This is a genomic window from Nocardia sp. NPDC055321 (genome assembly GCF_053645575.1).
Genome location: NZ_JBSHMS010000011.1, coordinates 242,367 through 265,975, shown reverse-complemented (window position 1 = coordinate 265,975; position 23,609 = coordinate 242,367). Strand labels below are relative to the sequence as shown.

22 protein-coding genes and 1 pseudogene are annotated in these 23,609 nt (G+C 70.3%); 9 read left to right on the top strand and 14 right to left on the bottom strand.

Annotated elements, in window-relative coordinates; translation table 11 throughout:
• Nucleotides 1-454 precede the first annotated feature (454 nt).
• Both tyrS and ACWIGI_RS20035 read right to left on the bottom strand, forming a co-directional pair.
• Nucleotides 455-1,735: a tyrosine--tRNA ligase gene (tyrS, locus tag ACWIGI_RS20040; RefSeq protein WP_454203918.1), complete on the bottom strand. Its 1,281-nt coding sequence runs from the start codon at nucleotides 1,733-1,735 to the stop codon at nucleotides 455-457.
• A 258-nt stretch (nucleotides 1,736-1,993) separates the two neighbouring features.
• On the bottom strand, nucleotides 1,994-2,662 hold the full coding sequence (locus ACWIGI_RS20035; protein ID WP_454203898.1) for a FadR/GntR family transcriptional regulator: 669 nt from the start codon (nucleotides 2,660-2,662) through the stop codon (nucleotides 1,994-1,996).
• A 217-nt stretch (nucleotides 2,663-2,879) separates the two neighbouring features.
• Between ACWIGI_RS20035 and ACWIGI_RS20030 the strand changes: the two are divergent.
• A pseudogene (locus tag ACWIGI_RS20030) lies at nucleotides 2,880-4,244 on the top strand (2-isopropylmalate synthase); the annotation flags it as partial.
• Here ACWIGI_RS20030 and ACWIGI_RS20025 read toward each other — a convergent pair.
• The 5 genes from ACWIGI_RS20025 to ACWIGI_RS20005 all read right to left on the bottom strand — a co-directional run bounded on the left by ACWIGI_RS20025 (nucleotide 4,222) and on the right by ACWIGI_RS20005 (nucleotide 8,355).
• A complete protein-coding gene (locus ACWIGI_RS20025; RefSeq protein ID WP_454203897.1) occupies nucleotides 4,222-4,803 on the bottom strand; it encodes a Clp protease N-terminal domain-containing protein in 582 nt (193 codons plus the stop codon). The pseudogene ACWIGI_RS20030 and the gene ACWIGI_RS20025 overlap by 23 nt on opposite strands.
• Before the next feature lie 111 nt (nucleotides 4,804-4,914).
• Nucleotides 4,915-5,364 carry a Clp protease N-terminal domain-containing protein gene (locus ACWIGI_RS20020; protein ID WP_454203896.1) on the bottom strand — a complete coding sequence of 150 codons (450 nt, stop codon included), beginning with the start codon at nucleotides 5,362-5,364 and terminating at the stop codon, nucleotides 4,915-4,917.
• A 9-nt stretch (nucleotides 5,365-5,373) separates the two neighbouring features.
• On the bottom strand, nucleotides 5,374-5,997 hold the full coding sequence (locus ACWIGI_RS20015) for a DNA-3-methyladenine glycosylase (protein WP_454203895.1): 624 nt from the start codon (nucleotides 5,995-5,997) through the stop codon (nucleotides 5,374-5,376).
• Between the two features lie 306 nt (nucleotides 5,998-6,303).
• Nucleotides 6,304-7,089 carry a sigma-70 family RNA polymerase sigma factor gene (locus ACWIGI_RS20010; protein WP_454203894.1) on the bottom strand — a complete coding sequence of 262 codons (786 nt, stop codon included), beginning with the start codon at nucleotides 7,087-7,089 and terminating at the stop codon, nucleotides 6,304-6,306.
• An 81-nt stretch (nucleotides 7,090-7,170) separates the two neighbouring features.
• Nucleotides 7,171-8,355, bottom strand: coding sequence for an NAD(P)/FAD-dependent oxidoreductase (locus ACWIGI_RS20005; protein WP_454203893.1), 1,185 nt, complete (start codon nucleotides 8,353-8,355; stop codon nucleotides 7,171-7,173).
• 173 nt (nucleotides 8,356-8,528) lie between these two features.
• Between ACWIGI_RS20005 and ACWIGI_RS20000 the strand changes: the two genes are divergently transcribed.
• The gene (locus ACWIGI_RS20000) at nucleotides 8,529-9,254 is read left to right on the top strand and encodes a DsbA family oxidoreductase (protein WP_454203892.1); all 726 of its coding nucleotides are present in this window, start codon (nucleotides 8,529-8,531) and stop codon (nucleotides 9,252-9,254) included.
• A 21-nt stretch (nucleotides 9,255-9,275) separates the two neighbouring features.
• Here ACWIGI_RS20000 and ACWIGI_RS19995 read toward each other — a convergent pair whose 3' ends face one another.
• The 4 genes from ACWIGI_RS19995 to ACWIGI_RS19980 all read right to left on the bottom strand — a co-directional run bounded on the left by ACWIGI_RS19995 (nucleotide 9,276) and on the right by ACWIGI_RS19980 (nucleotide 12,380).
• Nucleotides 9,276-9,689 carry a hypothetical protein gene (locus ACWIGI_RS19995; RefSeq protein WP_454203891.1) on the bottom strand — a complete coding sequence of 138 codons (414 nt, stop codon included), beginning with the start codon at nucleotides 9,687-9,689 and terminating at the stop codon, nucleotides 9,276-9,278.
• The gene (locus tag ACWIGI_RS19990) at nucleotides 9,686-10,891 is read right to left on the bottom strand and encodes a molybdopterin-dependent oxidoreductase (protein WP_454203917.1); all 1,206 of its coding nucleotides are present in this window, start codon (nucleotides 10,889-10,891) and stop codon (nucleotides 9,686-9,688) included. The genes ACWIGI_RS19995 and ACWIGI_RS19990 overlap by 4 nt, the downstream gene beginning before the upstream one ends.
• 68 nt (nucleotides 10,892-10,959) lie before the next feature.
• A complete protein-coding gene (locus ACWIGI_RS19985; RefSeq protein ID WP_454203890.1) occupies nucleotides 10,960-11,718 on the bottom strand; it encodes a TIGR04282 family arsenosugar biosynthesis glycosyltransferase in 759 nt (252 codons plus the stop codon).
• A complete protein-coding gene (locus ACWIGI_RS19980; RefSeq protein WP_454203889.1) occupies nucleotides 11,715-12,380 on the bottom strand; it encodes a glycosyltransferase family 2 protein in 666 nt (221 codons plus the stop codon). The genes ACWIGI_RS19985 and ACWIGI_RS19980 overlap by 4 nt, the downstream gene beginning before the upstream one ends.
• Nucleotides 12,381-12,531: 151 nt before the next feature.
• Here ACWIGI_RS19980 and ACWIGI_RS19975 point away from each other — a divergent pair, with 151 nt between their 5' ends.
• Genes ACWIGI_RS19975 through ACWIGI_RS19965 form a run of 3 tightly spaced genes read left to right on the top strand, consistent with a single transcriptional unit; the run spans nucleotide 12,532 to nucleotide 15,792 of the window.
• The gene (locus ACWIGI_RS19975; RefSeq protein ID WP_454203916.1) at nucleotides 12,532-14,064 is read left to right on the top strand and encodes a hypothetical protein; all 1,533 of its coding nucleotides are present in this window, start codon (nucleotides 12,532-12,534) and stop codon (nucleotides 14,062-14,064) included.
• Nucleotides 14,065-14,069: 5 nt separating this feature from the next.
• On the top strand, nucleotides 14,070-14,747 hold the full coding sequence (locus ACWIGI_RS19970; RefSeq protein ID WP_454203888.1) for a response regulator transcription factor: 678 nt from the start codon (nucleotides 14,070-14,072) through the stop codon (nucleotides 14,745-14,747).
• Nucleotides 14,737-15,792: a sensor histidine kinase gene (locus tag ACWIGI_RS19965; RefSeq protein ID WP_454203887.1), complete on the top strand. Its 1,056-nt coding sequence runs from the start codon at nucleotides 14,737-14,739 to the stop codon at nucleotides 15,790-15,792. The genes ACWIGI_RS19970 and ACWIGI_RS19965 overlap by 11 nt, the downstream gene beginning before the upstream one ends.
• A 9-nt stretch (nucleotides 15,793-15,801) precedes the next feature.
• Here ACWIGI_RS19965 and ACWIGI_RS19960 read toward each other — a convergent pair whose 3' ends face one another.
• Both ACWIGI_RS19960 and ACWIGI_RS19955 read right to left on the bottom strand, forming a co-directional pair.
• Nucleotides 15,802-16,857 carry an NAD-dependent epimerase/dehydratase family protein gene (locus ACWIGI_RS19960; protein WP_454203886.1) on the bottom strand — a complete coding sequence of 352 codons (1,056 nt, stop codon included), beginning with the start codon at nucleotides 16,855-16,857 and terminating at the stop codon, nucleotides 15,802-15,804.
• Between the two features lie 138 nt (nucleotides 16,858-16,995).
• Nucleotides 16,996-18,189, bottom strand: coding sequence for a low temperature requirement protein A (locus ACWIGI_RS19955; protein ID WP_454203885.1), 1,194 nt, complete (start codon nucleotides 18,187-18,189; stop codon nucleotides 16,996-16,998).
• A 163-nt stretch (nucleotides 18,190-18,352) separates the two neighbouring features.
• On the opposite strand from ACWIGI_RS19955, the gene ACWIGI_RS19950 reads away from it, so the two are divergent.
• From ACWIGI_RS19950 to ACWIGI_RS19935, 4 genes are all read left to right on the top strand, one after another.
• Nucleotides 18,353-19,870 (top strand): multicopper oxidase family protein, encoded by a 1,518-nt coding sequence (locus tag ACWIGI_RS19950; RefSeq protein ID WP_454203884.1) that lies wholly within the window; start codon nucleotides 18,353-18,355, stop codon nucleotides 19,868-19,870.
• A 126-nt stretch (nucleotides 19,871-19,996) separates the two neighbouring features.
• A complete protein-coding gene (locus tag ACWIGI_RS19945; RefSeq protein ID WP_454203883.1) occupies nucleotides 19,997-20,728 on the top strand; it encodes an ABC transporter ATP-binding protein in 732 nt (243 codons plus the stop codon).
• Nucleotides 20,725-21,513: an ABC transporter permease gene (locus tag ACWIGI_RS19940; RefSeq protein WP_454203882.1), complete on the top strand. Its 789-nt coding sequence runs from the start codon at nucleotides 20,725-20,727 to the stop codon at nucleotides 21,511-21,513. The genes ACWIGI_RS19945 and ACWIGI_RS19940 overlap by 4 nt, the downstream gene beginning before the upstream one ends.
• A 71-nt stretch (nucleotides 21,514-21,584) precedes the next feature.
• Nucleotides 21,585-22,196: a TetR/AcrR family transcriptional regulator gene (locus ACWIGI_RS19935; protein WP_454203881.1), complete on the top strand. Its 612-nt coding sequence runs from the start codon at nucleotides 21,585-21,587 to the stop codon at nucleotides 22,194-22,196.
• Nucleotides 22,197-22,233: 37 nt separating this feature from the next.
• Here ACWIGI_RS19935 and ACWIGI_RS19930 read toward each other — a convergent pair whose 3' ends face one another.
• Nucleotides 22,234-23,547 (bottom strand): hypothetical protein, encoded by a 1,314-nt coding sequence (locus ACWIGI_RS19930; protein ID WP_454203880.1) that lies wholly within the window; start codon nucleotides 23,545-23,547, stop codon nucleotides 22,234-22,236.
• Nucleotides 23,548-23,609 lie beyond the last annotated feature (62 nt).

The following is a 23,609-nucleotide window of genomic DNA, read 5'->3' as shown; positions in this document are numbered from 1 at the left end:
ATGTCCGACCCACCCACACGGGGGTGTGGAAGGCCGGAACCAATAAATTATTGGCACTGACATTCATCGACACACTATTGAGTTCTCAAAGAACAGGCGCACACAGAACTTCGCGGGCTCAATGTCCCGGATAGTCTCTGAGGCAACTTTTCCAGCCTAACGCCTGTCTCCCACGGAGTCAAACTCGGGGTTCCAGATCGTCCTGCCTGTTCGCCAGGCGCTCCTCGTCCTACCTCGTTTCCGGATCCGCGTTTCCAGCCTCTGAGCTGGGCGTTCGGCACCCGGTCGGTGTCCGTGTCGCTCTGACCTGGAATAAGTTACGTGCCGGGAAACGGAACGTCAAATCGCCTGGTCACGAACCCATCAGTGCTGGTCGCGGGACCGCGTCCAGGGGCATTTCCCGACCCGGGCCACCCAATTGTGACCCAGGTCATCGAAATTCGGGTTCTGAAGATCAATCGGCCCGGCGGACGCCGGCGAAGTTCTTCTTGCCCCGGCGCAGCACCAGCCAGCGTCCGTGCAGGTAGTCCGCGTCGGACGGGGTCCACTCCAGGTCGGACACCTTCTGGTTGTTCACCGCGGCGCCGCCCTCGTTGACCGCGCGCCGGGCCGCGCCGCGGCTCTCGGACAGACCGGTCGCCACCAGAAGATCGACAATCGTTGACGCCGAAGTGGATTCGGCGACCTTGCCGTCGACCGCGGCCTCGGTGAGCGCCGCGGCCAGGGTCGGCTCGTTCAGGTCGGCGAGCTCACCGCGACCGAACAGCGCCTGGCTGGCGAGCTGCACCGAGCGGGTGTTCTCCTCCCCGTGCACCAGCGTCGTCATCTCCGCGGCCAGGCGGCGCTGGGCTTCGCGGGCGTGCGGGCGTTCGATGGTCGCCTGCTCCAGCTCGTCCAGTTCCTCCCGCGAGAGGAAGGTGAACCAGCGCAGGTAGCGGACCACATCGGCGTCCGCGGTGTTCACGAAGTACTGGTACCAGGCGTACGGGCTGGTCATCTCCGGATCGAGCCAGAGGCTGCCGCCGCCGGTGGACTTGCCGAACTTCTTGCCGTCGGCCGAGGTCACCAGCGGAACGGTGAGCGCGTGCACGTGCTCGCCGTCGACGCGGCGGTTCAGCTCGACGCCGGCGATGATGTTGCCCCACTGGTCCGACCCGCCGACCTGCAGACGGCAGGCGTGCTTGCGGCGCAGTTCCAGGTAGTCGTTGGCCTGCAACAGCATGTAGCTGAACTCGGTGTAGGACATGCCGTCGCTCTCGAGCCGGCGCTTGACCGTGTCCCGGGCGAGCATGACGTTGATCGAGAAGTGCTTGCCGATGTCGCGCAGGAAGTTCACCGTGCTCAGCGGCCCGGTCCAGTCCATGTTGTTCGCGATGATCGCGCCCGTGGGGGAATCGTCGATGTCCACGAACCGCTCGAGCTGCGAGCGAATGCGCCCGGCCCACTCGGCCACGGTGTCGGTGGAGTTCATGCTGCGTTCGCCCACGTCGCGCGGGTCGCCGATGAGACCGGTGGCGCCGCCGGCCAGGACGACCGGGCGGTGCCCGGCGCGCTGGAAACGCTTGAGCGCCAGCAGCGGGACCAGGTGCCCGGCGTGCAGGCTGGCCGCGGTGGGGTCGAAGCCGGCATAGAGGGTGAGCGGTCCCTTCGCCAGGTCCGCCCGCAGGGCGTCCAGGTCGGTGGACTGCGCGATCAAGCCGCGCCAGGAGAGTTCATCAATGATGTCGCCGGTCACCCTGCTCATCTTTCCGCACGTCGGTAGCTCGCCGACGGACAGGTCGGCGGCGGGCCGGACCCGTGCGGCGCATTGCCCGGTCGCGGCCCGAACCGCACGAGATCCGACGCCGATTGTGCGCGGGGGAGACTGCGGAATCGAGGCATTATTCGACCGCGGCGCCGGTGGAGGAGTGCCGGCCGAGTCCGTTCGCGCGGATATCGCGACGGCCCGCGGACGCGGCTGACGGCGTCACCTCCACTTACTTCGACACGGAGCCTAGGTCTCGAAAGCGGCCTTCAGCGCGGTGAGGTGGACGCGGCTGGACGTGGCCGCGGCGTCGGCGTCGCGGGCGCGGATGGCGTCGTAGAGGTGTTCGTGGGCGTGGTGGTCCGCGCCGGGATCGGCCATGGGTTTCAGGGTGAGCATGTCGATCATGGCGCGGCGGGAGCGCGGGACGAAGGCGTTGAACATCTCCAGCAGGACGTCGTTGTGGGCGGCGGCGATGACCGTGCGATGGAAGGCGGTGTCGGCGTCGACCAGGGCCTCGGTGGTGGTCGCCTCGGTGCGGGCGCCCAGGGCGCGGAGCATGGAACGCAGGTCGGCGGGGGTGCGGCGGGTCGCGGCCAGGGCGGCGGCCTCCGCCTCGATGGCGATGCGGGCCTCGATGACCATGACGATGTCCGCGCGCCGCAGCACCGTGTCCCAGTCCTCGGCGGGATCCAGCGAGGTGACGAAAACGCCCGCGCCCTGGCGGCTTTCGAGTACGCCGCGGCCGGAGAGTTCGCGGATGGCCTCGCGCAGCGTGGAGCGCCCGACGCCCAGCTGCGGGGCCAGCGTGGTTTCCCCGGGCAGCTTGTGCCCGAGCTCCCATTCCCCCGCGCGAATCCGGGCCAGCAGGACCTCGGCGGCCTGGGTGGCGAGCGGGTGTCGCTGTACCTGCGCCACAGCTGCTCCACTTCTCTACTTGTCTGAGGAGTTATCACCCTCTAGTCTAGGGCACATGGAACAGGGTGTGCTGCTTCTCCTTCGCTGCCGCAGCGGGGTCTGATCGACCGGCACCCCGCTCGCGGGTGCTGTGGCGTGCCGGTCCCTCTTCGACGCGAAAGCGCGCGGCACACCCATGACTACTTCTTCCCGCTGGAATCGACAGCAGCCCTCGGCCATGCCATCGCACCGGTATCGCGATGTGCACCAACGTGTTTCGGTGCCCCTGACCGATCGGCGATGGCCCGCGAACACCGTGACCGCCGCCCCGCTGTGGGTGCCGGTGGATCTGCGCGACGGCAATCAGGCCCTGCCCGAACCCATGGACCCCGCGCGCAAGCGCGAGTTCTTCGAACTCCTGGTCGGCATGGGCTACAAGGAGATCGAGGTCGGCTACCCCAGCGCGTCGCAGGCCGACTTCGACTTCGTCCGGCTGATCGGCGCCGAGAACCTGGCGCCGGACGACGTGTCCATCGTCGTGTTCACCCCCGCGCGCCGCGATCTCATCGAACGCACCGTGGAATCGGTGCGCGGCATCACCAACGACGTCGTCATTCATATGTACACCGCGACCGCGCCGGTCTGGCGGGAAGTGGTGCTCGGCTCCACCCGCGAGGAGGTCGCCGAGCTCATCGTGGCCGGCGGCGCGGACATCCTGCGGCTGGCGGGCGACATGCCCAACGTGCGGTTCCAGTTCTCCCCCGAGGTCTTCATGCTCACCGAGCCCGACTTCGTCCTGGATGTCTGCGATCGCATGACGACACTGTGGGACGCCACCCCGCGGCGGCCGGTGGTGCTGAATCTGCCCGCGACGGTGGAGGTGGCGACGCCGAACGTCTACGCCGATCAGATCGAGTACATGCACCGGAATCTGGCGCGCCGGGACAGCGTGATCCTGTCGGTGCACCCGCACAACGATCGCGGCACCGGCGTGGCCTGCGCGGAACTGGCGGTGCTGGCCGGGGCGCAGCGGGTGGAGGGCTGCGTGTTCGGCAACGGGGAACGCACCGGCAACGTCGATCTGGCCACCCTCGCGCTGAATCTGCACGCGCAGGGCGTGAATCCGATGATCGACTACTCCGATATCGACCGGGTGAAACGCACGGTGGAGTACTGCACCGGCATCGCGGTGCCCGAGCGGCATCCGTACGCGGGCGATCTGGTGTACACCGCGTTCTCGGGCACGCATCAGGACGCCATCAAGAAGGGGTTCGCCGAGCATCGGGACCGCGCGGCGCGCAGCGGGCGCGATGAACGCGAGATCGATTGGGCGGTACCGTATCTGCCGATCGATCCGGCGGATGTGGGGCGCACCTACGACGCGGTGATCCGGGTGAACTCGCAGTCCGGCAAGGGCGGGATCGCGTATCTGCTCGAGTCCGAGTACGGGTTGTGCCTGCCGCGCGAACTGCAGATCGACTTCGCCCGGCACGTGCAGCGGCTGACCGACACGTCCGGGACCGAGGTGTCGGCGCGGGCGCTGTGGGAGTTGTTCACCCAGGTTTACGGGGACGAGGTCGTCAACCGGTGGCGTCGGCCGGACCGGGTGGGCGCACCTGACGCTCGAGCTCGCTGACCCGGCGTTCGAGGGCGATCACGCGCTGTTCCAGCTCGCGGTGGCCGGGGGCGCGCGGTGCGGCGATGGTCTCCCGCTCGAGGGGTTCGAGCGGGCGGCCGTGCAGCTCCCGGACCCGTGCGCGCACGGTGGGGGCGTCCACGCCGAGCGCGGTCAGGACCGTCGCGGCCGTGCCCGCGCTCTCCCCGACCAGGCCCAGGAGCAGGTGCTCGCTGCCGATCTCCTTGTCGCCCAGCCCTTTCGCCTCGATGAGCGAGAGTTCGAGGACCCGTTTGGCCCGGGCGGTGAAGGGCACGTGGCCGGCGGGTTGTTCGGCCCCGAGCCCGCGCAGTTCCTCGACCCGGTCCCGCACGATCTTCAGATCGACCCCGAGCAGGCCGAGAACGTGGGCGGCCCGGCCCTCACCCTCGTGCAGCAGCCCGAGCAGCAGGTGCTCGGTGCCGATGTAGTCGTGTCGCAGGAGCATGGCCTCCTCCTGCGACAGGATGACGATTCGGCGGGCGCGCTCGGAGAATCGGCTGAACATGGAACCCCCTCGTGGAGTGCTGCATCCATTCCACGGTAGACCGCGCGGGAGGTTACGTTCCAGGATCGGCGGTTGTGCGCGCCCCGTCCGGGCGAGCCCGGCGCTTCCGCGTCAGTCCCCGTTCGCCGGATCCCCGGCCAGCACCGGGATATCGGAGCGCATGCGCTCGATGTCGGTGCCGAACCAGGCCAGGGTGCGCGCGGCCGGGTCGTCGCCTTCGCGGATCAGGCCGAGCAGCAGGTGCTCGGTGCCGATGTGGTTGTCGCCCAGCGCCAGTGCCTCGCGCAGCGAGAACTCCAGGACTTTCTTGGCTCCCGCGGAGAACGCGCTGGGTCCGGCTACCGCTGCCGAACCGCTGCCGATGGTGCGCAGCAGGCGCACGGCGACCGCTTCGAACTCGATGTCCTGTGCCGCGAGCAACGCTGTCGCCATGTTGGGCCGCACGCGATACAGGCTCAACAGCAGGTGCGCGGGGCCCACCACGGGGTGATCGAGCGCCCGCGCTTCCTCCTTGGCGACACCGATCGTTGTGCGGGCGGCGTCCGTGAATCGCTCGAACATGCCTACAACCTAGGCGGATTCGCCGATGCGGGGTGCGCGGGGACTGCGCCGGTACACCGAGACCGCCGGGGAGCCGGGCAGCCACAACCGCCACGGCCGGTCGGCGGCCAGACTCACCCCGACCCGCGGACCCGTCGCGATCGCCGCGCCGTCGGTGATCGGTGGCGAGAGTTCCAGGCGGATGGGCGCTTTCGGGTCGAAGAGCCGGGTTCCGTAGTCGGACAAGGTGATTCCGAGGGCGCTACCCACATTGCCCGGTCCCCGGGCCAGGTCGGCGTCGGTGCGCGCGGCCGGACGGCGGGCGCGCACCTCGTCTTGGCCGGCGATGATCTCCCCCGCGCGCACCAGCGCCGCGCTCGCCACACCGTCCGGGCCGGTGGTGACGTTCACGCAGGTGTGCATGCCGTAGCTGAGGTAGACGTAGAGCACCCCCGGCGGTCCGAACATGGCGGCGTTGCGCGCGGTGCGGCCGCGCCCGGAGTGCGCGGCCAGATCGGGCCAGGGTCCGGCCGGGTCACCGCCGTACGCCTCGACTTCCACGATGCGCATGGCCACATCGCCGGAGTACATCGTGGCCCCGAGCAGACGGCGGGCCGCGACGAGCGGTTCGGCGGCCAACTCTTGCGCACTCACCCGAGCATTGTCGCGGATGCCGGAAAGCGGCGGTTCGCGAGTCGGCGGGCATCGGCCCGCGTGATCGTACGAACGGCCGGTGATGGTCGGCAGCCCACCCGCGGGCTCCGACGCCGGACACACAACTCGGCGATACCGCTGGTCGATCCGATCAACAGCGCTGCCGCGTGCACATCGCCCACCTCGACCCGCCGATCGCCGCGTAGGCACCGTTATCCGGACAGCACGGAGGCCGTGCGGCGGTCGATCGCGATCGGCCACGCTCGTGGACGTGCCGGCGTTCGCAGCGCCTGCGGTCGCGTGCGCTTAGGCCGGGTCCTCCCCGGGCCGATTCAGCCGGCCCAGCTTGTCCGGGTTGACCTGGAAGCGCAGGTGTTCAATGCGGCCGTCGACCAGGTCGAAGGTCAGCGCGCCCAGGGTGTAGTCGCCGATCTTGCCGAGGATGCCGAGTTCGCCGTTGATGACGGCGGATTCGAGGCGGATGCCCGCGCTCACCGGTTTGGCCATGACGCCGAGCATCCAGCGGGCCACGTGGTCGGGGCCGTGCAGCGGGCGGCGGGACTGTACGTGCGAGCGGGCGCGGTGCGAGATCTGGCGCACGGTCGCCTCGGGGCGGTCCAGGAATCCGGCGATCTCGGCGTGCGAATAGCCGAAGACCTCGCGCAGCACGAAGACCGCGCGTTCGACGGGGGTCAGGGTTTCCAGGACGACCAGCATGGCGGTCGAGACGGTCTCGGCCAATTCCGTCTCCTCGGCGGCGTCGGCGCTCGGGGTGAGCAGGGGTTCGGGCAGCCACGGTCCGACGTAGGTCTCGCGGGTGGCCCGGGCGGAGGTGAGGCGGTTCAACGCGAGATTGGTGACCGTGCGAACCAGGTAGGACTTGGGATACTCGATCGAATCCTGGTCGACACCATGCCATTTGAGCCAGGCGTCCTGCAGGATGTCCTCGGCGTCGGTGACGGTGCCGAGCATCTGATAGGCGGTGCCGAAGAGCAGCCTGCGGTGTTCGACGAAGGGATCGATCACCGGGTCGCGGCCCTGCGACGGCGTATGCCGGGACGTGGCCGATTCAGCGCTGGTGCGGTCCTGCATGAGAAACATACCTACCGGTCCGGGGTTGCGGTGTCGAATGACGGCCGGATGCCGTGTCGGCATCCGGCCGCGAGGCGGGATTCACGCGGTCTTTCGGGTGGCGCGGCCGCCCTTGGACAGCTGCACCTGGGCGGTCATTTTCTTGCTGCGCTTGAACGCCGGCACAGGGCTGTTCGAGACGCTCTCCTTGTAGAACACGGCCGCGCCGCCCCGCAGGTACCAGCGCTTCGGGGTGTCGTCGGCGTTGGTGAACTGCACCACCGCGTCCTTGCGGCCCAGGCTCACCGGCTGGTGCACGTAGCCGAAACGGAAGGGCCGCACCGACTTTCCGCGCAGTTCCCGGGCGATGGCATCGGCGGCGTACGCGGCGGTCGGCAGGCCGGACTGGCAGGTGCCGTGGATGGGACCCCACGCCATGGTGACCGCCGCGGCGTCGCCGATCGCGCGGATCTCCGGGTGCGAGACCGAGCGCAGGGTGGCGTCGGTGACGATGAGACCCCGTGCGTCGGTGGCGATTCCGGACTGGGCGGCCAGCGGAGACACGCGCACGCCGGTGGTCCACAGCGTCAGGTCCGAATCCAGGGTCTCCCCCGTGTCCAGGCCGACGGCCGCGGGCAGGACCTTGACGACCTTCACGCCGACGAGCCGCTCGACGGCGAGCCGGTCCAGCGCGCGGTTCAGGTGCGCCCGCGCCCGCTCGCCCATCATCGAACCGGGCTCGGCCGCGCTGACCAGGGTGACGGTCAGGTCCGGGTGCGCCTCGGCGATCTCGGCGGCGGCTTCGATGCCGGTGAGCCCGCCGCCGCAGACGGTGACCCGCCCGCGCACGGCGGCGATCTCGGTGAGCCGCTCGGAGAACCGGCGCGCCAGGCGTGGATCGTTCAGGGTCCAGGCGTGCTCGGCCACGCCGGGGACGCGCGAGGTGTCGGTGGCGCTGCCGAGCGCGTAGATCAGGGTGTCGTAGCGCAGGACGGCGGCGTCGTCGAGGGCGACCGTGCGGGCCGCGGTGTCGATGGCGACGGCGGCGGCCCGGTGGAAGATCACCGGCGAGCCGTCGAGGATCTCCGGGATCCGGTGGTCGGTGAGTTCCTGCCCGGCGGCGATCTGGTGCATGCGCAGCCGTTCGGTGAAGCGGTCCGACGGGTTCACCAGCGTGACCCGGGTGTCGAGTTTGCGGGTGCGGCGGGCCACCCGGATCGCGGCCAGCATGCCGGTGTAGCCGGCACCGAGGACGACGATCTCGTGGGTTGCGGTGGTGGCGTTCATGGTCGGCTCCGTGTCTCGTTCGGTGGGTTCGGACAGGAGACAGACGAGCCCCGCCGAACGTGACACCCGGCGGTGTGAGCCGGGTCACCGTGGAATCTTCGCCGGGTCGCGCCGGTTGGAATTGTCGGCGGCCGGGGCTCCGGCCTGCGATTACTCCGTTCGGAAGAGGTGTGATGGCTGTACAGGTCGAGATCTGGACCGATATCAACTGCCCGTTCTGCTACCTGGGCAAGGCGCGGTTCGAGGAGGCGCTCGGGAAGTTCGAACATCGCGACGCGGTCGAGGTGGTGCATCGGTCCTTCGAGTTGGATCCGACCCTGCCGCACGATCACAGCGACGCCGTGGTGCCGCACATCGCCGAGAAGTACGGCATCAGCGAGGCGCAGGCCGCGGCCAACGAGCGCGGGATCGGCGCGCAGGCCGAGGCGATGGGCCTGACCTATCGCATCGAGGGCCGCGATTTCGGCAACAGCTTCGACATGCACCGGCTGCTGCACTTCGCCCTGGAACAGGGCCGTCAGGACGCCATGATCGACGCGCTGTACGCGGCGAACTTCGCCGACGAGCGCCCGCTGTTCGGTGACACCGAGCGCCTGGTGCAGGTCGCGACCGGCGCGGGTTTCGACGAGGCCGCCGTGCGCGGGGTCCTCGCGGACCCGGACGCCTACGCCGAGGCGGTGCGCGCGGACGAGGCCGAGGCCGCCCGGCTGGGCGCGCGCGGCGTGCCGTTCTTCGTTCTCGATCGCAAGTACGGGGTGTCCGGCGCGCAGCCGGCCGAGGTGTTCGCGCAGGCGCTGCGGGAGGCCTGGAGTGATCACGAACCGGTGCTGCAGACGGTCACCGGCGCGGACGGCGAGGTCTGCGGTCCGGACGGCTGCGCGCTGCCGGCCCGGGACTGACGCGTATCCGCTCGCGGCGGTTCAGCGGTTCGATCGCCGCCGCGGCGCGGCGCCGCGCAGGGCGAGCAGCACCGCGAGCCAGATGCCGGCCAGTGCGAGCGCGAGGCCGGCGGGGTAGGCGCGGTCGAGGATGGTCGGGTTGTCGGGGATGGCGCCCGCTCGGCCCAGGACCGGCGCCGCGATGAGCGCCAGGGTGACGGTGCACAGTGCGCCGCAGGCGAGCGGGGCCCAGGTCGAGGCGGGCAGCAGGCGGCGGGCCGTAAGTCCCAGGGCCGCACAGGCCGGGGCGAAGACCGCGTCGTGCAGCAGGATTCCGGCCGCGAACCAGAGCGCGATGGACTTCAGGTCGGCGGGATTGCTCTCCAACAGCAGGGCGATGCCGTTCCAGGCCAGGGCCGCGCCGAGCAGAAGCAGCAGTGCGCGTAGGAGTTTCATGCGACCACCTCGATGCGCGAGAGCCATTTCGTCTGCAGCACACCGGGCCGGTTGGGGGCGATGAGGCGGCAGGGATATCCGTGATCGAGGACCAGGTCGTCCCCGTTGAGGCGGAGTGCGACGAGCGTGTCCGCGGCGCGAACGTGCCGGGCGGGCAGGACCGAGGTGCGGTAGATGCCACCGGATTCCAGGGATACGAAGCGGACGTCGCGGTCGGGGTACGGGCCCACGGCCGCGAGCAGTTCGCGTAATCGAACGCCCGTCCAGCGCGCCGAGGCGCTCCAGCCCTCGACGCAGGCGATCGGTAGTTCGGCGGTGACCTGCGGCAGGGCGGCCAGGTCGGCGCGGGTGAATTCCCTTCGGCTGCCCCCGATGTCGACGATCAGCCGGTAGTCGGAGGATCGGGCGCGATCCAGCACGCCCGCGGCCGCCGCCGTGCGATTGATCGGGACGCCCTGCGGTCCCTCCCCGCTGCGCGGGGACAGGATCGCGAGCCATTTCAGGAACGGGATGGTCTGCCCGGCGACCGAGAGGCCCGCGACCGCGGCTCCGATGCCCGCGGCGGTCAGCAGCGCACGGCGCGTGATGGGTTGTCCGGCCGGTGTTTTCGGCGCGCCCTCTGCCGACTCCCGTGATACGGATGCCGGAGCCGAGGACCGGTCACCGAGCTCGCCGCCCGAATCCGCGCCCGCCGCGCTCTCCGGCCGGGCGAGGGCGGCACGGACCACGGGCAGTTTGACCGCGAGGTGGACCAGCAGCGCTCCGGCCGCGACGTAGGCCATCGCGTAGTGCGTGGTGGTGAAGAAGAACGCCCACGGGTAGAACTGCGCCGTATTGAACAGTCCCGTCACCAATTGGAACAGCACCGCTCCCACCAGCACCGCGATCGACCCGCGTTCGAGCAGGCGGAGCGGATTGCCGATCAGCGGCCGCGCGAACAGCCGCGGGTACACCGCCCAGAGCTTCACCAGCACCAGCGGGATCGCGACGACACCCGAAATCACGTGTGCGCCCTGGGTCACCCGGTAGAGCCACACCGGATGCGCCGGCCAGCCGAACCAGTTGGGCGGGTGCTGAATCCAGTGACTGATCAGGCCGGTCGCGAAACACACGCCCAGCGCCACGCCGAGCGCGATCCCGACCCGCGCCGCGAGCGCGGGCCCGCGCGCCGGCGACACCGCGGTCGCCAGCGGCGCGGGCAGCAGTAAATCCGGGTGACTCGCCTGCGGCGGGCGATCCGGGGAGCCGGGGTGTTCGGGCCGGTCCGACGTCACAACGCCGCCGCCGGGAAAACGGCCGCCGCGCCGTCGGATTCGGTCGCGGCGTCGGGTTCGATGTGTGGCACGGCGTAGCGGGAGGGAGCCGGGGCGAGCCCGGCCAGGGTCGTGCCGAAGCGGCCGCGGCAGTCCGCCGCGACGGCGAGGACGTCGGCGTAATGATCGACGTCGGTGAGTGTCGGGAGGTCGTGGACCTGAAACCCGTTGCGGTGCAGCGCGTCACGGGTGTACTCGCCGGTCCGCGGGGTGGACATCGGGACGTCCACCAGGGCGCGGGCCGCCCGCGGGTCGCTCAGACCCAGTGCCCACCACCCGCCGTCGACGGCGGGACCGAGCACGGAGTCGCCGGTGGCGACGAGCCGGGACAGACATCGATCGAGCAGGTCGGCGTCGATCTGCGGGGTATCCATCCCGATCTGGAAAACCGGCGCGCCGAGCCGTGCGGCATCGGTGTGCGCGTTGGCCAGGCGCTCGCCGAACGTGGTGCCGCGCTGGGGAACCACGGTGAAGTCCGCCAGCGCCGCGGCGATGGTCTCGGACTCCTCGGCCGCCGCCGGGTCCCCGGTCCACGCCACCACCCGATGCCGCGCCCCGCAGGCGCGCACGGCCGCCAGGGTGTCCAGCAGCGCGGCGGCGGCCAGGCGGGCCGCGTCGCGGGGCAGCAGGGGCGGCGTGAGCCTGGTCTTGGCGAAGCCCGCGATGGGCGACTTGGCTACCACCAGAACCGTTGCGAGAGAATCGAATCGAGTCATCGGACGCTCCAGAAGTCGCGGATGGCGTGGACGGTGCCGCGCCAGGATCCGGAGACCTTGGAGGCGCCGTGGGTGCGGGGACGGTAGGTGACATCGCGTTCGGTGAGACGCCAGCCCGCGCGGGCGGCGGTGACCAGGAGTTCGAGGGGATAGCCCGAGCGGGGGTGCATCGGGCCCAGCGCCAGCAGGCGGGAGCGATGCGCGACCCGCATCGCGGCGATGTCGTGGACGGCGAGACCGTAGCGACGTCGCAGGCGGGCACTGACCAGCACGTTGCCGAGGCGGGCGTGCCAGGGCCAGGCGGCCGCGCCGACCGGGCGGCGCCGGCCGACGACCATGTCGACCTCGGGGGTGAGTTCGGCTACCAGGGCGGGCAATTCGCGCGGATCGAGCGAGCCGTCGCCGTCCAGCACCGCGACGACGGAGGTCCCGGCGGCGGCCAGTCCGGCCTGCACCGCGCTGCCGTAGCCCGGCACCGATTCGGTGACCACCCGCGCGCCCGCCAGTCTGGCGACGGCCGCGGTGGCGTCGGTGGAGCCGTTGTCGACCACGATGACGTGGTAGCCCTGCGGGATTGCGGAAAGTACGCCGGGGAGTGCGCCTGCTTCGTCCCGGCACGGAATCACGACGGTGACTCCGGTGAGCTCGCTCGTTTCGGTCACCGGACGACCGTAAGTCCGTGTGGCCCGGTTGGACCCGCAGCGAACGGTGACGAAAGTATGACGGGAGCTGGACCGACGCCCATTCGACCGGCGCGCGGACGCGGTGGCGGCCTAGGGTGACACCGTGCGGAATGCTGCTGTCCAGACCCGGGTGCGCGCCGACAACCGCCGCGCCGATCTCTACTGCGCGCTCGGCGGCGCGCTACTCGTCGCTACCGCTTTCCTCGTTCCGCGAATTCTCGGCGAACAATGGCGGAGCAATCTGTACGCGGGCGCGGCGCCGATCTTCGGTTCCTGGCTACCGCATCTCGGGTGGGGCACCGGCCCGGCCGTCGGCATCGCGGCGCTGGTGATCGCGTACGGACCGGAGCTGGCCCGGCGACTGCCGTGGCGGCGGGCGCTGCTGCTCACCTGGGTGACGGCCCTGGCGTGGACCTTCGCGCTGGCCATGGTCGACGGCTGGCAGCGCGGTTTCGCGGGCAGGCTCACCTCCCACGACGAATACCTGCACGAGGTCGGCGGCGTCACCGACATCGCGGCGATGCTGCGCGGATTCTCCGGTCGCATACTGGATTTCCGGCCCGACTCCTGGACCACCCACGTCTCGGGCCATCCGCCCGGCGCGCTGCTGAGTTTCGTTCTCCTCGATCGCGCCGGACTCGGTGGCGGCGCGTGGGCCGGACTGCTCTGCATGGGCGTGGGATGCACCGCGGCCGTGGCTGTTCCGGTCGCGATCCGCGCGCTCGGTACCGATCCCTCGGAATCGCCTGCTCGGCATGCCGAGCAGAAGGCCCGCGCCGCACTGCCTTTCCTGGCGCTGGCCCCGGCCGCGATCTGGCTGGCCGTCTCGGCCGACGCGCTGTTCGCCGGGGTCACCGCGTGGGCGGTCGCGCTGCTGGCCATCGCCACCGAGCAGCGGCGCGGGTGGTTGGTCGCCGCGTGCGGAGCGGGCGCGCTGTTCGGATTCGCGCTGTTCCTCAGCTACGGAATGATTCTCATGGCGGTGCCCGCGGCCGCGGTGTTGCTCGCCCGCGGTCTGCGCGCGTCGATTCCGGCACTGGTCGCCGCGCTTCTGGTGGTCGCGATGTTCAACGCCGCGGGCTTCTGGTGGCTCGACGGCTACCACCTCGTGGTGGAGCGCTATTACCAGGGCATCGCCAGCGACCGTCCGTACAGCTACTGGGTATGGGCCAATCTCGCGGCCACCGTGTGCGCGATCGGCCTCGCTCCGGTGGCGGCCGCGCACCGGGTGGTGCGGGGGCTGCATCCCGAGAAATTACTGCGTGCCGCGAGCACCCCCGACCCGAATCCACCTCCGCGCGAAGGGGAACGCGGCGGCTTTCCGGCGGAAACCCCTATCTCATCACCCCGGCTTGGCCGCGACGAACCACAGTCCGACGCCGCGCCGCCGCCGGACCTCCGGCGAGCCGCGGCCGAGCGGCTCGCGCGGTGGCGGGCCGCCGTCGATCCGGTCGCGCTCGTCGCGGGCGCAGGATTCGTAGCGCTGCTGGCGGCCGACCTCAGCGGTCTCAGCAAGGCCGAGACGGAACGGATCTGGCTGCCGTTCGAGGTGTGGGCGCTGGCGGCGGCCGCGCTGCTACCCGCCCGTACCGCGCGATACTGGCTCGCGATCCAGGCGGCCGGGACCCTGCTGCTCGCCCATCTCATTCTGACGAACTGGTGACCCCGATGCGCATACTCGTGGCCGATGACGACCCGATGGTCCGGGAAGTGGTGCGCCGCTACCTCGAACGCGACGGGCTGGAGGTGATCGAGACCGGGGACGGCCCCGCCACCGCGGCGGCGCTGACGCGCGGCGAGATAGATCTGGCCGTACTCGACGTCATGATGCCGCCGCCCGACGGGATCGACCTGTGCCGGACGGTGCGCTCGGGCCCGTTTCCGAACACCCCGATCATCCTGCTCACCGCACTCGGCGAGGAGGACGACCGCGTCATCGGATTGCAGGCCGGGGCCGACGATTACGTGACCAAGCCGTTCAGTCCGCGCGAACTCGCGCTGCGGGTCGCCTCGGTGCTGCGGCGCTCGCATCCCGCGCGCCGGGACGAGCAGACCCTGCGCGGCGGGACGGTGGAGGTACGGCAGTCGGCGCGGGTGGCCACCGCCGCCGGAGTCCAGATCGACCTGACCGCACGCGAATTCGATCTGCTGGCGTTCCTGCTGGCCAATCAGCGCCGGGTGTTCAGCCGGGACGAGCTGCTGGCGCAGGTGTGGGGCTGGAGCTTCGGCGACCTGTCCACCGTGACCGTCCATGTCAAACGGTTGCGCGCCAAGCTCGGCGACGCCCATCGCATCGACACCGTCTGGGGCCGCGGCTACGCCTGGAATCGTGATCATGCCGACTGACACCACCGAGCTCATCGGCTTCGCGCTGGCGGGCTCGCTCCCGGTGGTCGCGCTCGGCGCGCTGCTGCTGCGCTACACCCGCAATCGCGCCATGAAGACGAGTCTGGCCGTGCTGGTGCTGATTCCGACCCTGGCGACCCTCAGCGGCGTGGTCGCGGTGAGCGGGCTGATGTTCACCGCGGAGTTCGAGCGGATCGCGGTGGTGCTGAGCGTGGTCACCGCGGTGACCGTGCCGGCGGCGGTGCTGCTGGGCCGGGCGCAGGCGCGAACCACGGTGTGGGAGCGGGAGATGCTGGCGCGCGAGCGTGCGGCCGAGCGGTCCCGGCGCGAGCTGGTGGCGTGGGTGAGCCACGATCTGCGCACGCCGCTGGCCGGAATCCGCGCCATGGGCGAGGCGCTCGCCGACGGTGTGGTGCGGCGCGAGGAGGACATCCAGCGGTACGCGAATCAGATTGTGCGCGATACCAATCGGCTCTCCGCGATGGTGGACGACCTGTTCGAGATGTCGAAGATCAACGCCGGGGCGCTGCGCCTGACCCTGGAGCCGGTGGATCTGCGCGAACTCATCGACGAGGTGCTCGCCGCCAACCAGCCCACCGCCCTGCGCGCGCACATCACCCTCACCGCGAGCCAGCCGCCCGATCGGATCGTGGTGTGCGCCAGCGATCACGCGCTCACGCGCGTCCTGACCAATCTGGTGGCCAACGCCATCGCGCACACCCCGCCGGGCGGTCGCATCGACCTGTCCAGCGGCAGTGCCGACGGTCATGCCTGGGCACGGGTGGAGGACACCGGCCCGGGCATCGCCGCCACCGATCTGCCGCGCATCTTCGAGGTGGCCTATCGCGGCAGCTCGGCGCGCTCTCCCGCCGCCGCCGAACTGGGCAGCAGCAGCGGGATGGGCCTGGCCATCGCGGCCGGACTGGTCCAGGCCCACCACGGCGACATCAGCGCCGAGAACCGGGAACCGGGCTGCCGGTTCCAGGTGCGGTTGCCGCTGCTGGTTGAAGGTCCGCCCGCACCCGGGCTGGTGAGTTCGTACTGACCGCCGGGCTCAGCGCCACTCGGGTGCGGAGCCCGCGGCGACCGCGCGCAGGGGCGCGTCCGCGAACGCGGTCAGACCCGCCTCCGGGGTGATCGCGGCGGTGAAATCCAGTAGCGCCGCGGCCCGATCCGGGGCGGCGACGATGTGGCGGACGTCGCCGGAACGGAATTCGCCGGTGACCACCGGTTCCTTGCCGCCCGCCGCCGCGGCCAGGATCCCGGCCACCTCGGCGATCGTGATCGGGTGGCCGGAGGCGACGTTCAAGGGGGTGAACACTTCCAGCGGACGTTCCACCGCCGCGACATTGGCGGCGGCGATATCGCGGACGTGCACGAAATCCCGGGTCTGGCGACCGTCTTCGAAGACCCGAATCGCCTCGCCCGCCGCGGCCGCCGAACGGAAGATCGCGGCGACCCCGGAATACGGTGTGTCCCTGGGCATATGGTCGCCGTACACGTTGTGATAGCGCAGCGCGGTCACGGTGGAGCCGGTGGCCGTGGCCCAGGCGGCGGCGTAGTGCTCCTGCGCCGCCTTGCTCGCGGCGTACAGACTGCGCGGGCGCAGCGGGGCGTCCTCGTCGATGGCCGCCCAGTCCAGCGGTGCGCCGCCGGGCCCGGCGTGGTCGAACACCCCGCGCTCGAGATCGGCGGCGCTGCGGGGCGGCGGGACCACGTCGGTGTCGCCGTCGCGGTAGCGGCCCTCGCCGTACACCACCATCGAGGACGCCAATACCAGGTGGCGGCACCGTTCCCGGGCCATGGCCGCCAGCAGCACCGCGGTGCCGAGATCGTTGTGCGAGGCGTACGCGGGGGCGTCGAAGGCGTTCACCCCCGCACCGACGACCGCGGCCTGATGGCAGACCGCGTCGATGCCGGGGAGCAGCGCGGCGATCGCGTCCGGATCCCGGACATCGACCCGGTGCACGCCCGCCGGCGCCGGGGCGTCCGGTCCGTGCGCGGCCGCGAGCATCAGGTCGACCGCGACGACCTCGTGTCCGGCGCCGCGGAGCGCGTCCCGGATGTGCGATCCGATGAATCCGGCGGCGCCGGTCAGCAATACGCGCATGAGCACGCCTTCCCCGCTGTCGAGTGGCGGAGGTACACAGGGCAGGTCATGCGGTCGATGCTGGCCCGCGGTCCGCCCGGGCGCACGCGCGACAGCGGCGTGGCGCGGATCCGTCAGGGTTTGGTCACCCCTGTGCGGTTAGCCACGCGGGCGGCGGACCGCGAAGGTGGGGCGGCTGACGTATTTGCCCTCTTCGCCGCCGCGCACGCTGATCACGTCGTCGGCGATGACGAAGGCGTAGGCCACGACCACCAGGACGACCAGCTGCGCCCAGGCCACCCAGACGATGCCGATCGGCGCGGTCGCCAGCACCGCCGCCGCGCCGAGCAGGCGCAGACCCGGGCGGGGCAGGCCCAGCACCGCGCGGAAACCGGCCTGGCCCAGGAAGAACACCGCGACGCCGCCCGAGAGCGCAAGGGCGGCAGCGGTACTCGCGGGTTCGCCGCCGTGCGCGATGCTCATGCTGATGCCGGCGGCGGTGAGGATGATGCCGACCAGCAGCACGTAGAAGCCGTAGTCGTAGGCGACCACGGCGGGGCGGGCGCGCTCGGCGGTGGGACGCGCCTCGAGGGCGTGCTCGCCGCGTTCGTCGTCGAGGCCGAAGTACGCCCACCACAGCACGTAGACCAGGGTCAGGCCGACGGCCACCATGGCGATGAGGGCGGGGGTGATCTCCTGCCCCGCGAGCCCGGCGCCCATGGCCACCACCGATTCACCCAGCGCCACGATCAGCACCAGGCCGTGCCGTTCGCAGAAGTGGGCGGTGCGCACCACGAAGCCGCCGGTGTCCACCAGGTAGGGCGTGAGGATCTGGATCGCGAAGGCCAGGCCCCACAGCAGATAGCGCGGCCAGCCGTGGATGCAGCCGCCGGCCAGCACCAGCCCCGCGGTCAGCGCGTTCATCGGGCCGATGCGGCGGATCGCGAGCGCCGCGGACGCGCCACCCGCGCTCGCGAACAGCAGCGTGTGCACGGTGTTGACCAGAACGTAGGCCAGGCCGAAGGCCAGCCCGGAGCCGGTGAAGGCGTCCGGAATCGCCAGGGCGAGTACGAAGAAGCCGAACATGCCGATCAGCAGCCAGGTGCGGCGGCTCGAGTTGTCGGGGGCGACCTCGTTGGTGAGCCAGACGTAGCCGGCGTACATCCACCAGATCACGCCGAACATGAGCGCGACCTGCCCCAGCGCGGCCCAGCCGGGATGGTGGGTGAAGGCGTGGGTCAACTGGGTCATGGTGAAGACGAACACGAGGTCGAAGAACAGTTCCAGGGTGGAGGCGCGGTGCTGCCCACCCGCTTCCGCGTCCTCGGCCGTGTTCGGGATATCGCTGGTCACGGGAAGACTTTAGTGGTGGTCCGGCACCCCAACCATCCCGGATGGTCCGTTTCACCCGGAATTCTCGAACCCGTCATCCGGGACCGATATCAGGGACGGCTGGGGGCCGAGATCGGGGTGCTGCCGGATGCGGGCGGGCGGGTCGAATTCCTACTGTCGGCGGATGGCAGTGCTGTGGTCGCGTACGCGGCGAATTCTCTTGGCCCTCACCGGTTTCCTGGCGGTGGCGACCCTGGTCATCGGCGGGGGCACGGTGTGGTTGTTCACCACCGCGGACGTGTCGACGGTGGGGCGGGTGCGGTTCGAGAACGAACTCCGGATCCCGCCGCCGGCCGACTCGCGAGTGGAGGCGGACGGGACGCGCGTGTTCGAGCTCGACATGCGCTCGGGAACAACGGAATTCCAGGCGGGCCGGGAGACGGAGACCTGGGGGTTCAACGGCTCCTATCTGGGACCGACGCTGCGGGCCGCACGGGGTGAGCGGGTTCGGGTCCGGGTGCGCAACAGCCTGGACGAGGCGTCCACGGTGCACTGGCACGGCATGCATCTGCCCGCCGCCATGGACGGCGGTCCGCATCAGATGGTGGCCGCGGGCGCGAGCTGGGAACCCGAGTGGCAGGTCGATCAGCCCGCGGCCACGCTCTGGTATCACCCGCACCCGCACGGGGCCACCGAATCGCACGTGCGAAAAGGGCTGGCGGGCATGTTCATTCTCGATGACGACGCCGCCGCGGCACTGCCGCTGCCGCGCACGTACGGGGTCGACGATCTGCCGGTCATCGTGCAGGACGTGAAGTTCGACGGCGCGGAATTCGACAGCGGGCGCGGCATGTTCGCCGATATCGGCGTGCTCGGCGACCGCATTCTGGTCAACGGCACGCTCGCGCCGTACCGCGAAGTGGGTGACGAACTGGTGCGCCTGCGCCTGCTCAACGCCTCGACCGCGCGGGTCTACGACTTCGGATTCTCCGACGATCGCGCCTTCACCCTGGTCGGCACGGACAACGGGCTGCTCGAGCGGGCGGCCGAGCTGAACGGGATACGGCTGTCCCCGGGGGAACGGGCCGAGATCGTCGTGCGCGTGCGCGCCGGGGAGCGCGTGACGCTGCGCAGCACGAATCCCGATCTGGGACTGGACTTCTTCGGGAGCCGATTCAGCGGCGGCGACGACAGCTTCGACGTGCTCGAACTGCGCGCGGCCGCCACGCTGCGGCCCTCCCCCGCGCTGCCCGCCGCGCTGGTGGATCCGCGACTGCCGCGGGAGTCGGACTCGGTGCTGCGGCGCGACTTCGACCTGAGCTTCTCCAAGATCAACGGCCGCGCCATGGCCATGGATCGCATCGACGCCGCGGTGACCCGGGGCAGCACCGAGACCTGGACCGTCACCAATTCCGATGGCATGCCGCACAACTTCCACGTGCACGACGTGCGGTTCGCCGTCGCCCGGATCAACGGGTCCGGGCCGCCGCCCGAACTGCGCGGGCCCAAGGACACCGTCTTCCTCGCCCCCGGGGACACCGTGGACCTGGTGCTGCGGTTCGACGGTGCCGCCGATCCGAACACGCCGTACATGTTCCACTGCCACCTGCTGTGGCACGAGGACCTCGGCATGATGGGCCAGTTCGTGGTTGTCGAGCCGGGTGGACAGGCCGGGCAGATCGCTCCGCACGCAGGTCACTGACGCTCTTCGGGGCAGACCCCGGCGCGTGCCGACACGACACGCGCCGGGGTCTTGTGCTTTCCGAGGCGGTGGCCACATAATTCATCACGTAGTGAATTCAACACTTGATGAATTGAGAGGTGACCCGTGACGGCACCCATCGCAGACCCCGCGATCGCGGTCCGGAACCTGCAGGTGCGACGAGGCGAACGCCAAGTCCTGCATGACATTTCGCTGACCGTGCCGCGCGGCAGCATCACCGGGCTGCTGGGGCCGTCCGGGTGCGGCAAGACCACGCTCATGCGCAGCATCGTCGGTACCCAGCTCATCGAAGGGGGTGCGGTAGAGGTACTGAACGAGCCCGCCGGCTCGGCCGGGCTGCGGCACCGGCTGGGGTACGTCACCCAGGCGCCCAGCATCTACGACGATCTGACCGTCGCCGACAACGTCGCGTATTTCGGTGCGCTGTACGGGTCTTCGGCGCAGGACGTGCGCGCGGCCATCGACGCCGTCGGACTCGGCGGGCACACCGGCAATCGCGGCAACCAGCTCTCCGGCGGGCAGCGCACCCGGGTGTCGCTGGCCTGCGCGCTGGTGGCGAACCCGCAGATTCTCGTACTGGACGAGCCGACCGTCGGCCTGGATCCGGTGCTGCGGGCCGACCTCTGGGAGCAGTTCCACGCCCTGGCCGCACAGGGGTGCACGCTGCTGGTCTCGAGCCACGTCATGGACGAGGCCGAACACTGCGACAACCTGCTGCTCATGCGGGAGGGCAAACTGCTCGCTCAGCTCAGCCCGGATGAATTGCGTTCCCGCACCGGCGAATCCAGCCTCGAGAACGCCTTCCTCGCCCTGATTCGAATGGGAGAAAAGCTGTGACCGCCACCCTCGCCCGCCCGGCCGGGCGCAACCCGCTGCGTTGCTACGGCGCCACCACGGTCCGCATCCTGAAGCAGTTGCGCGCCGATCATCGGACCGTGGCCATGATCCTCGTCGTTCCGGCGCTGCTCATGACGCTGCTGTATTTCGTGTACCGGGACTACGCGGTGGCGCCGGGCGCGCCCCGGCTGTTCGACCGGATCGGCATCACCATGCTCGGCATCCTGCCATTCGTGGTCATGTTCCTCATCACCGCCATCGCCATGCAGCGCGAACGCGTCTCGGGCACGCTGGAACGACTCATGACCACGCCGCTGTCCAAGATCGATCTGCTCGCCGGGTACGGCACGGCGTTCTCGGTCGCCGCGGCCGGGCAGGCGATCATCGCGTGCGCGGTGTCGTTCTGGCTGCTGGGCCTCGAGGCCGCGGGGTCCCCGCTGCTGGTGGTGCTGATCGCGGTGCTGGACGCGATGCTCGGGGTGGCGCTGGGCCTGCTGGCGAGTGCGTTCGCGCGCACCGAGTTCCAGGCCGTGCAGTTCATGCCGGTGATCGTGCTGCCGCAGTTCTTCCTGTGCGGGCTGCTGGTGCCGCGCGGCGAGCTGCCGGGCTGGCTGGAGGCGATCAGCAACGTGCTGCCGCTGAGTTACGCGGTGGACGCGCTGCAGCAGGTGGCCACGCACACCGGGGCGACCGGGCAGATGTGGCGGGATCTGGCGATCGTGGCCGGATTCGCCGCGGTCGCGCTGGCACTGGGGGCGGCCACGCTGCGCAGGCGCACCGCGTGAGTGTCCCCCCGAGCGGCACCGGCGGCGCCCGAAGTGGCGCGGCCGGTGCCGGCGGTGGTACAGACGAGCCCGTGAGCGGCATCGAGAACACGCGCAGCGGGCGCAGGCCCGGAAATTCCGGCACCCGGGAGGCGATACTCGACGCCGCCCGGGTGCGGTTCGCGGAGGTGGGGTTCGACCAGGCGTCCATTAGATCGATCGCCACCGCCGCGAGCGTGGATCCCGCCCTGGTGCATCACTACTTCGGCACCAAGAAGGAATTGTTCACCGCCGCACTGGATTTCCCTATCGATCCGGAGGTGGTGCTGTCGCAGATCGCGGCGGCGCCGCTGGATCAATTGGGCGAAACCCTTGTGCGGGCGGTAGTTACAGTATGGGACTCCCCGATCGGGATACCGGCGATTGCCACATTTCGCACCCTGCTGACGACCTCGGATCCCGCCCTGGCCCGCACCCTGCTGCTCGACGTGATCCTGAAAGGCGTTCGCCTGCGCCTGGACTCGGCCGTCGGCGACGGCGCGAAACGCTCGGTACTGGCCGCCTCCCAACTGACCGGTCTCCTGGTAACCCGCAAACTCATCCGCCTGGAGCCGATCGCGTCGATGCCGATCGACGAACTGGTGGCGGCCGTGGGACCGACGCTGCAGCGCTATTTCACCGGCGAATTGCCGGCGGGTTCGTAGTTCGCGCCGCGGTCGAGACCACGGGAGAGAACCGCTGCTAGTGCGTTCCCTGCTTCGGCGGGGAGATCTGACCGGGCTTCTGCAGGCTCGGGGCGTACTGCGCCCGATGTGTTCCACCGGGTGGGAACCCGCCCTGCCCATCCGCTCCGGGCGCGAACTCGCCCGGGACACCGCCGAATCCACCGGGTGGTTGCGTGTGCGGCATACCCGCACCCTGCTGCGGAAAGCCGGGAGCATAACCCTGGGGCGCCGCCGGTGCCGGGAACCCGCCCATCGGGGCATACGGGTTCACAGGCGGAGCGGCGGGATACGGGGTGCGGTAGCGCGGTGCGGACCCTGCGGCGAGCACAGTCAGCACCATGGCCACCGGGACAAGCAGAGTGGCGAACACCTGGACATAGAAGTCGCCACCGAAATAGTCGAAGCCCCCATCCTGATCACGCACAATATCGATCTTCGGCATCAAGGTGCCGGCACCGACGGTGAACGCCAGCGCCGCCGCTGTGGCACCGGCCCGACGGGCGAAAATCCTGCCGGCCAACAGCAGAACGAGGGCACCGACGAAGGCGGAGAGTGCACTCACACCCGCCGCGATCAAGCTCGAATACTCGTCGTCGAACACGAGAAACATGCGTTCGCCCGACCCGAACATGAACCCTGCGATCGCGATCCCCACGGTGACGAGCGCGTAGAGGATCAGGAGCACGGCGGCGGTCACGTCGAGACCGGTCGACCGTTCGCGCTGTGGCCGCCCGTACGAGTCCACAGTGACGTTGAATCCGGTACCCGACGACGAGGGGGCCGCGGCGGTCGCCAGCAGTGCCAGCGGCACAGTCAGTACACACAGCCAGAACGCGGCACCGTAGGTGTACTCGAGGTCGCCGTTCCGCTGCACGAGGGGCGCGAGGCCGACGTTGAGGACGACACCCAGGGCTGTGCCGAGAACCGCTCCCGTTGCCAGCGATACCAAGGCGCTTGCCCGCGGCCGGTCGCCTTTGCCGGTCGCCAGAACTGCCACCGCACCGACCGCGAGCAGCACGGCGAGAACGAAGATGATGCCGTACAGGCTGGAGAAGTCCCTCGCCGCCCCAAGATCGCTGCCGTAGGCCCACGATGTCACCCAGCTCCCATACGCCGAGTTGTGCCCTATGGTCAGCAAGCGCAGGAAGGAGCCGACGCCGAGCAGCACCCCGCCGAGCCCCAACAGGATGGCCTGCACCAGATCTCGGCGCCGCGCGGTTCGAACGGGAAGCGGCAGCGGGGCGAAACCGGATGGCACGGGCGCGCCGTGTGGAAATCCCCCCTGGCCACCGGGGTGCGGGTATGAACCGGATTCCGGATAGCTATTCACACCGAAACCCTAGTGCAGCAGCCTGATCACGGCAGGTCGCGGGTTCGGCGGGCCGGGCCGGC